This window comes from Hymenobacter latericoloratus (genome assembly GCF_014199535.1).
GTDB lineage: Bacteria > Bacteroidota > Bacteroidia > Cytophagales > Hymenobacteraceae > Hymenobacter > Hymenobacter latericoloratus.
Genome location: NZ_JACHNV010000002.1, coordinates 1,102,943 through 1,115,642, shown reverse-complemented (window position 1 = coordinate 1,115,642; position 12,700 = coordinate 1,102,943). Strand labels below are relative to the sequence as shown.

General features: G+C 59.2%; 9 protein-coding genes. 6 read left to right on the top strand and 3 right to left on the bottom strand.

Annotated elements, in window-relative coordinates:
* Window positions 1–58: 58 nt before the first annotated feature.
* From GGU46_RS10330 to GGU46_RS10305, 6 genes are all read left to right on the top strand, one after another.
* On the top strand, window positions 59–901 hold the full coding sequence (locus GGU46_RS10330; RefSeq protein WP_183403427.1) for a DUF4846 domain-containing protein: 843 nt from the start codon (window positions 59–61) through the stop codon (window positions 899–901).
* A 73-nt stretch (window positions 902–974) separates the two neighbouring features.
* Window positions 975–1,664, top strand: a complete 690-nt coding sequence (locus tag GGU46_RS10325; protein WP_183403426.1) for an SIR2 family NAD-dependent protein deacylase — start codon at window positions 975–977, stop codon at window positions 1,662–1,664.
* 36 nt (window positions 1,665–1,700) lie between these two features.
* Complete coding sequence (locus GGU46_RS10320) at window positions 1,701–2,258, top strand: metal-dependent hydrolase (RefSeq protein WP_183403425.1); 558 nt, start codon at window positions 1,701–1,703, stop codon at window positions 2,256–2,258.
* Window positions 2,259–2,350: 92 nt separating this feature from the next.
* Window positions 2,351–6,079: a hypothetical protein gene (locus GGU46_RS10315; RefSeq protein WP_183403424.1), complete on the top strand. Its 3,729-nt coding sequence runs from the start codon at window positions 2,351–2,353 to the stop codon at window positions 6,077–6,079.
* A gap of 127 nt (window positions 6,080–6,206) precedes the next feature.
* Window positions 6,207–6,605, top strand: coding sequence for a GxxExxY protein (locus GGU46_RS10310; RefSeq protein WP_183403423.1), 399 nt, complete (start codon window positions 6,207–6,209; stop codon window positions 6,603–6,605).
* A gap of 105 nt (window positions 6,606–6,710) precedes the next feature.
* Window positions 6,711–7,703, top strand: a complete 993-nt coding sequence (locus GGU46_RS10305; RefSeq protein WP_183403422.1) for a Ppx/GppA phosphatase family protein — start codon at window positions 6,711–6,713, stop codon at window positions 7,701–7,703.
* Window positions 7,704–7,860: 157 nt separating this feature from the next.
* Here the strand turns inward: GGU46_RS10305 and ppk1 are convergent, their stop codons facing one another.
* From ppk1 to gyrB, 3 genes are all read right to left on the bottom strand, one after another.
* On the bottom strand, window positions 7,861–10,146 hold the full coding sequence (gene ppk1, locus GGU46_RS10300) for a polyphosphate kinase 1 (protein WP_183403421.1): 2,286 nt from the start codon (window positions 10,144–10,146) through the stop codon (window positions 7,861–7,863).
* A gap of 53 nt (window positions 10,147–10,199) precedes the next feature.
* Window positions 10,200–10,580, bottom strand: coding sequence for a RidA family protein (locus GGU46_RS10295; protein ID WP_183403420.1), 381 nt, complete (start codon window positions 10,578–10,580; stop codon window positions 10,200–10,202).
* Window positions 10,581–10,698: 118 nt separating this feature from the next.
* Window positions 10,699–12,687, bottom strand: a complete 1,989-nt coding sequence (gyrB, locus tag GGU46_RS10290; protein WP_183403419.1) for a DNA topoisomerase (ATP-hydrolyzing) subunit B — start codon at window positions 12,685–12,687, stop codon at window positions 10,699–10,701.
* Window positions 12,688–12,700: the final 13 nt, after the last annotated feature.

The following is a 12,700-nucleotide window of genomic DNA, read 5'->3' as shown; positions in this document are numbered from 1 at the left end:
TATCTGGTTTCGTATGCTTGGTAAGATTATTCTATTGAGTGCTGGCCTAAGCGCTGTTATGTCGTATGCGCCGGCTACTTCGCCCCTTTTACTACCCCTTCCTGATACCTTAACCCCTCCGCTGAACCACTACCCCTGGCTGCCGGCCGGACGTTACCGCTCGGGCCAAACCCTGGCGGCCCGGTTTCCGGTGCCGGCGGGCTACCAGCGCGTAGCGGTAGCACCCGGCTCGTTTGGGGCCTGGCTGCGGGAGGTGCCGCTGCTACCGACCGGCACCGCGGTACACCTGCACAACAGCAAGCTCAAGGACCGCCAGGATGTGCACGCCGCCGTGCTGGATTTAGACGTAGGAACCCGCGACCTGCAACAGTGCGCCGATGCCGTCATTCGGCTGCGGGCGGAGTATCAGTTCAGCCAGAACCCCGACCAAGTGCACTTTCACCTGACCAGCGGCCACGATATTCGGTTTCAGGACTGGTACCAGGGCCGGGGCTTTCGGGTAGTAGGCAACGACGTGGTGCCTACCCCCAAATCCGTGGAGAAGCCCGACCACGCTACCTTCCGCCGCTACCTCGACCAGATTTTTACTTACGCCGGTACGCTTTCCTTGAGCAAAGAGCTGCGGCCGATGCCCCTGGCGCAGGTGCAGCCCGGCGACGTGCTTATTCGGGGTGGTTCGCCGGGGCATGCGGTACTGGTGCTGGATGTAGCAACCCAGCCGGCTACGGGCCGGCGGCTGGTGTTACTAGCTCAGAGCTACATGCCGGCCCAGCAGGTGCATGTGTTGAAAGCTGGCCCGCAGCCCAAAGCCGGGGCGTGGTTTAATCTGGAGGCCGACAAGCAGCATGTGTATACGCCGGAGTGGACCTTCAGCCGCCATGAATTGGGGCGGTTTGAGTAGCTCCGGCCCGTATTTCCTACCCAACCTGTGGGCCCAAAGCCTCGTCTAGTTCCTAAGCACCGTCTCTCGACTTATGAAAAAGAAACTTGTAGCCCTGACCGGGGCCGGCATTTCCGCGGAGAGTGGCCTGGCCACCTTCCGTGGCTCCGATGGACTTTGGGAAGGACACCGGATTGAGGAAGTAGCTACCCCCGAAGGTTGGGCGAAAAACCCCGCGCTGGTGCTGGAGTTCTACAATCAGCGCCGGGCCGCGGCCCGGGCGGCTCAGCCCAACGCCGGACACCTGACATTGGCCGCGTTGGAAGACCAGTTCGAGGTAGTCATCATCACCCAGAACGTGGACGACCTGCACGAGCGGGCCGGCTCCTCGAACGTCATGCACTTGCACGGCAAGCTGTTTGAATCGCGCAGCTCCTACTTTGATCAATTGATTTATCCCATGGATGATGACCTGATTGAGCTGGGCGACCTGTGCGAGAAAGGTCACCAGCTGCGCCCTAATATTGTATGGTTTGGGGAAGCCGTGCCCCTGATGGAGCGCGCTGCCGCAGAAGCCGCCACCGCCGATGTATTTATGGTAGTCGGTACTTCTCTGCAGGTGTACCCGGCGGCGGGCCTCCTTGACTATGTGCCGCGCACTACCCCCGTTTATATCATCGACCCCAGCCGCCCACCCGTCACTTCCCGACCCAACCTGCACTTCATAACGGAGCCGGCTTCCACGGGCGTGCCCCGGGTAGCCACAGAGCTACAGGCCGAGTAGCTTTCCTGGTTTCCGGCGCATCTCCCTACCCCACTTATGGCCTCTATCTTCGGACACTGCGTACTGGGCGCTACCGTGGGCAAGCTTCTGCTGCCCGACCGCCGCCACTGGCCCTACTGGGTGCTGGCCGCCGCTTGTGCTTTCCTGCCCGATGCAGATGTAGTGGGCTTTAAATTTCACGTCGCCTACGGCAGCCTGTGGGGCCACCGGGGAATAAGCCATTCGCTGCTGGCGGCGGGGGTAGTAGCTTCCATTGGTACGGGGCTAGGTCGGCTGCGCCCAGGGCCTACCCCCGCCCCGCCCCCAATGCGCCTGTGGCTGCTGCTGTTTCTGGCAACGGCCTCGCACGGCGTGCTCGATGCCATGACCACCGGTGGACTGGGGGTTGCCTTTTACAGCCCGTTCCAACCGGAGCGGTACTTCTTCGATTTCCGACCCGTTGCCGTGTCGCCGATTGGGGTGAAAAACTTTCTGGGCGAGTGGGGTGCCCGCGTGCTTCGCAGCGAAGTAAACTGGGTGCTAGTGCCATGCTTAGTGATGCTGCTGGCGCAGAAGTTACTGCGGCGGTTTGCTACCGCATCGGTGGCTTCGTAAGGCTGCCTTTAAGGATCAGTCCTGAAATTAAAGCCGGATTAAATCGGATTGCTGATTCCTGCGTAGAAGTGGGTTCTACACTCCCCTCCTCTATGCCCCTTCGTTACACCTGCGCGCTGCTGACTGGTTTAGGTCTGGCGGCCACCTTTCCAACCTTTGCCCAAACCGTGCCGCCGGCCCATACGGTTTTCCTGCTGGGCAATACCGCCTCCGCCCAACTCCCGGCCAGTCGTTTGCAGGCCCTGCGCCAGACTTTAGAGCAGCAATCAGGCTCCTTCACGGTTGTCCACCTCGGCGACATTGTGGGTAATGAGGGCTTAGGAAGCCGTAAGGATTCAAGCCAGGCCGGCCAAACCGCCCGTGCTGATGCGCTTATTGCCTTGGTGCAGGGTCTGCCTAATGGCAAGCTCTATTTTGTGCCCGGCGACAAGGACTGGGCGAACTCCGGCCCCGATGGGTTGAAGCGCGTACGCCGCCTCGAAAAGTATATCGAGGAAAAACTGCCCGGCCAGAATGCCTTCGTGCCCACGGGCGGCTGCCCTGGCCCCGAAATCGTGGACGTAGCCCCGCTGGTTCGCTTGGTTGCCATCAACTCACCCTGGTGGACTCATCCTTTTGACCGGCCCGAAGCCCCGGATACCGACTGCAAAACCATGACCCAGGAGGAGTTCCGGGAGCAGCTGCAGGACGTGCTGGATGACACCAAGGGCCGCAACGTGCTGCTGGTGGGCCATCAGCCCGTCATCAGCAATGGGGTTTACGGAGGCCACATGCCCCTGAGCCGGCACCTCCTACCCCCCGTAGCCGGCACCATCTACGCGGCCTACCGCCAGAACGTGGGCTCGCCCCGCGACCTGGCCAACCCGGCCTATCAGCAGTTCCGGAAGGAAATGCTGAACACTCTGAAAGACCACCCCGGCGCCGTGTATGCCGCCGCCCACGATTTCAGCCTGCAGCTCACCCAGGCCGAGGGCAGCTACCATTTGGTTTCAGGCTCGTTCGCGGAAAAACAGCACGTAGGTGTGAATGGCCGCTCCCAGTTTAATGAGGCGGCCGAAGGCTTCTCGAAGCTGGAGTACTACCCCGATGGTACCGTCAAAACTACCTTCTACACCTTCGAGGGGGGTAGTAACGCCGTGAAGGAGGCCTACGCGGCCACTTTGTTTCAGTCAGCTTGCCAGGAGCCACGGCTGCCCCAGGTGCCCGTGAACAGCTTTATTCCGGAGTGCCCTACAGCGCCGAAGGGGGTAGCGGAAACCAAACCCGATGTGCCTTTCCAGGCCACCCAGACCCTGGCGGCGGGCAAGCAGTACGCCGGTAAAGGATCGTCGCGTTTCTGGCTCGGCGACTTATACCGCACTTCCTGGACCCAGCCGGTACAGGTGCAAACCCTCAACCTCGCCACCGAAAAAGGCGGCTTGCGCCCCTTCGGCCGTGGGGGCGGGCGCCAGACTACTTCCCTGAAACTAATTGCCGCTGACTCCTCAGAGTACGTGTTTCGCTCGGTGGATAAGGACGTAACCCGGATTCTGCCCCCGGAGTTGCGCCGCTCCTTTGCCGCCGACGTGCTGCGCGACATCACCCCCACGGCTCACCCCTACTCGGCGCTGGTTACCGGCTCCCTGCTCGATAAAACCGACATTCTGCACGCGCGGCCGCGCCTGTTTGTGTTGCCCGATAACCGCCAGCTGGGCCCCTACCGCCAGGAGTACGCCGGCCTGTTCGGCACTCTGGAAGACCGCCCCGTGGACCCCAAGCCCAACCTGCCCGGCTTTGGCGGCGCCGACGAGGTGCGGCGCTCCTTCAGCTTTTTCCGCCAGCTCTACAAAGACAACGACAACCGCATCGACGCCGTGAACCTGGGCCGCGCCCGCGCCTTCGATATGCTGGTGGCCGACTTCGGCAAGCACGAGGACAACTGGAAATGGGCGGGTTATAAAGACGGGAAGAAAACCGTGTACAAGCCCATCCCGCGCGACCGGGACCAGTCGTTTACTAAGTGGAACGGGGTGCTGACTTACCTGGCGAACCGGGAGTGGGCCGTACCCAGCATCGAGGATTTCCAGCTGGAGTTTCACGATATGAAAAGCCTGAACTGGCCCGCCCGCCACCTCGACCGGTTCCTGCTGCAAAGCCTGAGCCGGGAGCAGTGGCAGGACATTGCCCGCTACATGCAAGAGCACATTACCCCCGCTGCTATCGACGAGGCAACCGCCACGCTGCCGCCCGAGCTCAAGGCGCTTTCCACCGACGAGCTGAACCGCAAGCTCAAAGCCCGCATCAACGCCCTACCCCAGGCCCTCGACGAATACTACCTGCTCCTGGCCAAGCGGGTGGACGTAGTGGGCTCCAACAAAGCCGAGGTATTTCGGGTAGAGCGGCTGGCTGATGGCAAGGTGCGGGTGCAGATGTTCGATAAGGCAAAGGAAGGCAACGAGCCCAACGGCCCCGCCCTGTTTGACCGTACCTTCTCGCCCCGCGAAACCGAGGAAATCAGCCTTTACGGCCTCGATGGCAAGGATGTGTTTACCGTTACAGGCTCGGCGAAAAAGAGCGTGCTGGTACGCATCATCGGGGGCGACGGCCAAGACCAGATTACGGACGACTCGCGGGCCGGCGGCCTGCGCACCCTTACCAAAGTGTACGATGTGCCCGATACCGACCTGAAGCTGGGTTCTGAAAGTGACAACCGCACCTCCACGCGGCCCGATGTGAACCGCTACGACCGGGAAGAGTTTGAGTACAATACCTACAAGCCCCGCGCTACCGTCATCGTGAATGCCAACGACGGACTGGGGGTAGGCGCCGGGGTTGATTTCGTGCGCCAGGGCTTCCGCAAACCAGGCTTCAAGAACCTGTATTCCTTTGATATCCGGGGCTCGAGCGGCGGCAATTTTCAGGTGTCACTGGCTACGCGCCACCGCTACGCCTTCGGGAAGTGGGACATTGGCGCCCGCACCGAGTACGGCAACTTCTTCCCCTTCTACAACTTCTTTGGCCTCGGCAACGACACCCGTAAGGACCAGGACCTCTACGACGATAAGTACTACAAAGCCCGCTACAAAGGCTTCACGCTGAATGCTTTTACGGAACGAGTGTTCTGGCAACGCAGCCTCTTCCGCATCGGGCCTACCTACGAGCAGTACACCTCCAGCTATGCGTCCGGCAGCTTTCTGGGCCAGTTGGAACGCCAACTAATTCCTGTGCCTGACGACCGGATTCCGAACACCGATTTTCAGCGACTCATTGGCGTAAATGCCCTGCTCGATGTGGATTTGCGCGACCGGCAGCAGTTTGCCCGCCGCGGCGTGCGCCTGCGGGTACAGCATGACACATACCATCAGCTTAACGGCAGTAAAGGCAACTTCGGCCTGACCCAGGGCTTTGCCGAATACTATGGCACAGCCCGCCTCGGCATTCCGGTAACGCTGGTCGTGAAAGGGGGTGGCGGCAAGAACTATGGCAACGACGACGACATTCCGTTCTACAAGTTCACCAGCCTGGGCCTGCGCGAAAACCTGCGGGGCTATTACCGCAACCGCTTCACCGGCGACGCCAGCCTGTACCTGAACACTGAGCTGCGTCTGGCCCTCGGCCGCGTCCAAACGTCCTTCCTACCCTTCTCCTACGGGGTGTTCGGTTTCTATGATAGAGGCCGCGTGTACTTCAAAGGCTCCTCGCCCGACGGCTGGCATGATGGTTACGGCGCGGGCTTCTACATCGCGCCCGTTTCCGATCAGCTGGCCTTGTCGGTTTCCTACCAAAAGTCGCCGGAGAACGGGCTGATTCAATTCGGGTTAGGGTTCCGTATTGATAACTAAAGTCAGAACCGCAGATGGCAAGGATTTTTTGATTGACCAGGATGCTAGGCGCACGGAGTAAGTGTACAATCATTTACTTCTCCCCACCAATAGTTATGTTTTCAACTTATAACTACTATCCTTATGCATGAGTGAGCAAACGAATTTTTACAAGCACACCGACCTGACCAAGCAGATTATTGGGTGCGCTATGCGCGTTCATTCGATTCTAGGGAGTGGCTTTCAGGAAGTGATTTATCAGCGGGCACTGGCAGTCGAAATGACCAAGCAGCAACTGCTGTTCGCGCGGGAAGTAGAAATGCCGATTTATTACGAGCAGGAGCACATCGGAACGCGGAGAGTTGATTTTTTAGTGGCCGGCTGTATCCTAGTTGAACTAAAGGCTGTCAGTCAGTTAGAGAAGGTACACTTGGCTCAGGGCCTCAATTACCTGGAAGCGTTTTATCTGGATGTGGGGCTGTTGCTTAACTTTGGCTCCCCCAGCCTCGAGTTCCGGCGGCTGGTAAAGTCCACGCCTCGCCGGTAAAGCAAGGCATTGCTCCTGGCAGCGCAGCCATCCATCTACTTAGGATGTGCCCTGATGCCTGCATCCTGGTCAATCAAAAAATCCTTGCCATCTGCGGTTCTGACAATGGAATACCCCTTACTGAAACTGGCTGCCATTGACATCGGGTCCAACGCTGTACGGTGCCAGATTTCGGCTGTGCTACACTACGGCGACCGGTACCGACTCAAGCGCGTGGAGTACGTGCGCTACCCCCTCCGCCTCGGCGAAGACGTATTTGCGACCGGCCACATTTCGGAGAAAAAACAGGAGAAGTTCATCAAGTTTCTGCATGCCCTGCGCCTGCTGATGGAGGTGCACGACGTGGCCCCCAACCACTACCTGATCTGCGCCACCTCGGCCATGCGCACGGCCAAAAACGGCCAGCAGGTAGCCGCCCGCATCCAGCAGGAGCTGGGCATGACGGTGCAGGTGATTGACGGGCAGGCCGAAGCCGCCTACATTAACCGGGTTATCGAAAACCTGCTCGAAGACAAGAAGCACTACATCCACATTGATGTGGGCGGGGGTAGCACCGAGTTCAACATCTATCACGACCGGCGCAAGGTCGCCTCGCAGTCGTTTGAGGTGGGCTCCATCCGGCGGATGCAGCAAGAGGAAGCCGGGCTGAGCACCGAAGCCATGCGCGAAACCTGGCAGCGCATGGAGGAATGGGTAACCGAAAATGCCCGCCGCCACCACGTAACCCGCGCCATTGGCACGGGCGGCAACATCAACAAGCTCTACAGCATGGCTCAGCCTTCCGTAGATAAGCCCGTTACGCGCCGCCGCATTGCCACCATCCTCGACCACCTCACCTCCATGAGTATGGACCAGCGGGTAAACGTGGCCCTGCTCAACCCTGACCGCGCCGACGTGATTGTGCCTGCCGGTCACATCTACCTTTCGGCCATGGAGTGGGCCAACGTCAACCAGATGATTGTGCCCGATATCGGTCTGAAAGATGGCATGCTTCAGACCCTGTTCGAGGAACACTTCGACGAGTTTCGGGCCGCCGGCGACCTGAAACCGGGTCGCCCGAAAACCGCCGTGCAAAGCCGCTCCACGGAAGTAGAATAAACGCTTCTTGTGCCGTCTGATAGCCTGACTGGCTTGTTCAGCGCGTCGGTCCTGATTTATTCCCTACCCCCCTGGAAAGTAGCAACCCCTTACCTCCAAATCTGGAGGTAAGGGGTTGTTGTTTTAGCTCTGTAAGGTATGCCGGTGGCCACCTGATTTACTCCAGCGCCGCTTCTTGTTCCGGCTCTGGCTCAGCGCCCAGGTCCACGGCCACTGCCGTTTCATCGGAGGCATTCGGCTCGTCGTCCACTGGCACGGAGGGCGGGTTTTCGGCCGCATCGGAGGTAGCGCTGGCCCGGATGGTGGCGCAGGACAGCCACTCATCATAGAGCAGCGTTTCCGATACCAGTCCGAAGTTTTTGCTGTAGAACTCTTTGTGCACGTTGAAGGCCGGTTCTTCGGCCTCGGGCAGCCGCTGGATGTAGGCGCCATCCTCGCGCATCACGTAGGTGTTCTGATTATCCTTCAGGTTGAAATACAGGATGTTGATGGCCTCGCGCTTGAGTTGGGGATTTACAATCAGGAACAGGGCCTCAATGCGGCGGTCGAAGGAACGCACCATCAGGTCGGCGGAGCCGGCATATACTTTGGGTTGGCCGGCCTGGTGGAAGTAGAACATGCGGGAGTGCTCCAGGTAGTCGCCCACAATGCTGCGCACCTCAATGTTCTCGCTGAGGCCCGCCCGGCCCGGCCGCAGGCAGCAAATGCCCCGCACAATAAACCGGATGGGCACGCCGGCCTTACTCGCCTTATAGAACTCGTCAATCATCTCCTTGTCTTCTAAGGAGTTCATCTTCATGACGATGCCGCTGGGCAGGCCTTTCTTGGCGTTGCGCACCTCTTCCCGAATCAGGGAAATGAGCTGCTGGCGCATGTCTTTGGGCGCCGTAATCAGGTACTCGTAATCGTCGGGCTGGGAGTGGCCGGTGATTACGTTGAAGAATTCCGACACGTCGTGGCCGTACACGTCATTGGTTGTCAGCAGGCTTACGTCGGTGTAGATGCGGGAGGTTTGCTCGTTGTAGTTACCGGAGCCAATGTGCACGTAGCGCGTCACCTTTTCCCCTTCCTTCCGGATAATCATCATCATTTTGGTGTGCGTCTTGTACTTGCTCACCCCATAAATGACGAAGCAGCCCGCTTTTTCGAGCCGCGCACCCTCCCGAATATTGCGCTCCTCATCAAAGCGCGCCTTCACCTCAAACAGCACCGACACGTGCTTGCCGTTTTCAGCGGCCTTCAGCAGGGCGGCCGTCACCCTGGAGTCGTCGGCGAGGCGGTAGATGGTTTGCTTGATGCCCAGCACGTGCGGGTCCTCGGCGGCCTGCTCCAGCAGCCGCACCACGGGGTCAATATTGTTGTAGGGGTGGTGCAGGAGTACATCGTGGTGCTTGAGGTACTCGAAGAGGTTGTCATCGGCGCCCTCCGGCAAGCTCAGGGGCGCTACGGCTGCCGGCTGCTTGAAGCCCTTACCCCGGAAGTTGGGGTGTTTCAGAATCTGAAGCAGGCCCTTTAGATCAATCAGGGAATTGATAACGAACACGTTGCCGTTATCAATATTCCACCGCTCCTTCAGCACCTGCATCAGCAAACCCGAGGCGTTGGGCTCTACTTCCAGCCGCACTACCCTACCCTTCTTGCGGGTCTTAAGTCCCAGTTGGATTTCCTTGATAAAGTCCACGTCAATATCGTCGGACTCTTCCAGGGTAAAATCGCCGTTGCGGGTGATGCGGAACAGGTTGGCCGACACGATTTCTACGTTGCGGAATAGCTTGGGCAGGTTGGCCCGCACAATCTCCTCAATGGGCACGAATATCACTTTATCCTTGCGCGTGAGTTCAAAAAAGCGCGAAAGGTTTTGCGGAATCTGCACGAAGGTCAGGCGCTCCTGCCCGCGCTCGGCCTCGGCATCCAGCCCACCCCCGGCCCGCGTCACGACCCCGAAAATGAGCATCTGGTTCATCATCAGTGGGAAGCCATGGTAGGAGTCGTACACCATGGGCGTGAGCAGCGGGAAGATGGTGTTCTTGAAGTAGCCATCGGCCTTCTTCAGCTCCAGCTCCGTCAGCTCCTCCATCTTGAGCACGTTGAAGCCGTTTTTCTCAAACAGGGGCTTCAGCTCATTGAGGTAAGTCAGGGACTGGTCGTTGATGAAGCGGTGGGCAAAGTCCAGCAGCTTACGCCGGAAGGGCAGCTCCCGCAGCCCCGAATAGTCAACCCGCTCCTTGCCGTAGTCGATATAGTTATAGAGCGAGCCTACCCGAATCATGAAAAACTCATCGAGGTTGCTGCTGGTAATAGCCATAAACCGCAGCCTGTCGAACAGAGAGCGGCCGGCGTCGCGCGCCTGGTCCAGCACCCGGTAGTTGAAGCGCAGCCAGCTCAGGTCGCGGCTGATGTACTTGCTTTTGCGGATGAGGTCGGCGGATTTGAACAGTTTCATGCGAGGAAAAGAAAGGCCGGACAAAATACGAGCAAACGGCCGTAGAAGTATGGTTAGTCCGGAATAATAGCGGTGGCTTCTATTTCCACCAGTAACCTTGAATCAATAAGCCCACTCACTGCCAGCATAGTAGAGGCCGGCCGGATGTTACCGAACACTTCGCCGTGCGCTTTGCCCACGGCTTCCCAGTCGGCTATGTTTACCAGGTAAATCCGGGTCCGGACGACGTGTTCCGGCAAGGCGCCGGCCGCTGCCAAGGCTTCTCGTATCTTCTCCAGCACCCGTGTAGCCTGCGTGTACGCGTCGTCGCCCGTGATGGTGGCCCCATCCTGAGCCGTAGTGCCGGCTACCTCCACCACGTTGCCGACCCGCACGGCCCGGGAGTACCCAACAATGGGTTCCCACGGGGCGCCAGAGGAAATAGTCTGTCGCATACATTAATTGGTAATGGATGAGTTAGGAAAACGCCAGCCCTGAGCAGTGCAGTCGCTTTACTGGTATCTAAGCCCTAACAAAAAAGGCCCGCTTTGCAGCGGGCCTTTCCGGGTGTTGTTACACGTCGAGTTTCGCGTATTTGGCGTTTTTCTCGATAAAGTCGCGGCGGGGAGCCACCTCGTCGCCCATCAGCATGGAGAACAGGTGGTCGGCCTCGGCCGCCGATTCGACGGTTACTTGCTTCAGGGAGCGGGTAGCCGGCTGCATGGTCGTTTCCCAGAGCTGCTCGGCGTTCATCTCGCCCAGCCCTTTGTAGCGCTGCACGTTTACCGTTTCGGGCTTGCCGCGGCCGAGTTCCTCCTGCGCCTGGGCGCGCTCCTCTTCGGTCCAGCAGTAGCGCTCCTCCTTGCCGCGCTTCACGAGGTAGAGGGGGGGTAGGGCAATGTAGATGTAGCCCCGGTCCACCAGCTCACGCATGTAGCGGAAGAAGAAGGTCAGAATCAGCGTCCGGATGTGGGAGCCGTCGATGTCTGCGTCGGTCATGATGATGACCTTGTGGTAGCGCAGCTTGGTCGTGTTCAGGGCTTTGGCATCGGCCTCGATGCCCTTCTCCGGATCGGCCGCTACCCCGAAGGTTACGCCGAGGGCCGTAATCATATTCCGGATTTCCTCGTTTTCCAGAATGCGGTGCTCCTGGGCCTTTTCCACGTTCAGGATTTTACCCCGCAGCGGCATAATGGCCTGGAAGGCGCGGTTGCGGCCCTGCTTGGCCGTGCCACCGGCCGAGTCGCCCTCCACGAGGTAGATTTCGCAGATTTCCGGGTCCGATTCCGAGCAGTCAGCCAGCTTGCCCGGCAGGGAAGCCGAGCCGAGCACCGTTTTGCGCTGCACCATTTCGCGGGCTTTGCGGGCCGCAATCCGGGCCTTGGCGGCCAGAATTACCTTTTCCACGATAATGCCGGCTTCCTTGGGGTTTTCCTCCAAGTACTGGGTCAGGATTTCGCCTACAACGGTATTCACGGCCCCGTTTACCTCGCTGTTACCCAGCTTGGTTTTGGTTTGGCCTTCGAACTGCGGCTCGGCTACTTTCACCGAAATAACGGCCGTCAGACCCTCGCGGAAGTCTTCGCCGGAAATTTCCACCTTGGCCTTCTCCAGCTTACCCGACTTATCGGCGTAGGCCTTGAGCGTGCGGGTCAGGGCCGCCCGGAAGCCGGCTACGTGCGTGCCGCCCTCGTGGGTGTTGATGTTGTTGACGTAGGAGAAGATGTTCTCCTGGTAGGAGTCGTTGTACTGCAGGGCTACCTCTACCGGCACGTTGCCCTTCTCACTTACTACGTGAATGGGGGTAGGCATCAGGGCGTGGCGCTCCGAGCCATCGAGGTACTGCACGAACTCCGCCAGGCCGCCCTCCGAGTGGAAGGTTTCCGTCAGGAACTCCGCGCCGTCCTCGCCCTTCTCGCGGCGGTCGGTCAGGATGATGGTGATACCTTTGTTGAGGTACGACAGCTCCCGCAGACGCGAGGCAATGGTGGCGTACTTGTACACCGACTCGGTGAAGATGGAATCATCGGGCAGAAAGTCCACCTGGGTGCCGTGCTCCTCGGTTTCGCCAATTTCGCGTACGGGGTACTGTGGCGCCCCAATTTTATATTCCTGCTCGTAGATTTTGCCGTTGCGGCGCACGGTCACTTTCAGGTCCTGGCTGAGTGCATTCACGCAGCTCACGCCTACCCCGTGCAAGCCGCCGGATACCTTGTAGGTGTCTTTGTCGAACTTACCGCCGGCGTGCAGCACCGTCATTACCACTTCCAGGGCCGAGCGGCCTTCCTTCTGGTGGAAATCGACGGGAATACCGCGGCCGTTGTCGCGGACGGTGATGGAGTTGTTTTCGTTGATGGTAACCTGAATGGTGTCGCAGTAGCCGGCCAGCGCTTCGTCGATGGAGTTATCAACTACTTCCCATACCAAATGGTGGAGGCCTTTAATACCGATGTCACCGATATACATTGCCGGGCGCTTGCGCACGGCTTCCAGCCCTTCGAGTACCTGAATGCTGTTCGCGGAGTACTCGGCGGGGGCTTTTTTCTCTTTGGTTTCGCTCATGTTGCGGTTGGTT

Excerpts from the sequence above, each read along its gene's own strand:
- gyrB (WP_183403419.1), bottom strand. The coding sequence starts at position 12,687 with ATGAGCGAAACCAAAGAGAAAAAAGCCCCCGCCGAGTACTCCGCGAAC.
- ppk1 (WP_183403421.1), bottom strand. The coding sequence starts at position 10,146 with ATGAAACTGTTCAAATCCGCCGACCTCATCCGCAAAAGCAAGTACATC.
- GGU46_RS10330 (WP_183403427.1), top strand. The coding sequence starts at position 59 with ATGTCGTATGCGCCGGCTACTTCGCCCCTTTTACTACCCCTTCCTGAT.
- GGU46_RS10325 (WP_183403426.1), top strand. The coding sequence starts at position 975 with ATGAAAAAGAAACTTGTAGCCCTGACCGGGGCCGGCATTTCCGCGGAG.
- GGU46_RS10305 (WP_183403422.1), top strand. The coding sequence starts at position 6,711 with ATGGAATACCCCTTACTGAAACTGGCTGCCATTGACATCGGGTCCAAC.
- GGU46_RS10295 (WP_183403420.1), bottom strand. The coding sequence starts at position 10,580 with ATGCGACAGACTATTTCCTCTGGCGCCCCGTGGGAACCCATTGTTGGG.
- GGU46_RS10320 (WP_183403425.1), top strand. The coding sequence starts at position 1,701 with ATGGCCTCTATCTTCGGACACTGCGTACTGGGCGCTACCGTGGGCAAG.
- GGU46_RS10315 (WP_183403424.1), top strand. The coding sequence starts at position 2,351 with ATGCCCCTTCGTTACACCTGCGCGCTGCTGACTGGTTTAGGTCTGGCG.
- GGU46_RS10310 (WP_183403423.1), top strand. The coding sequence starts at position 6,207 with ATGAGTGAGCAAACGAATTTTTACAAGCACACCGACCTGACCAAGCAG.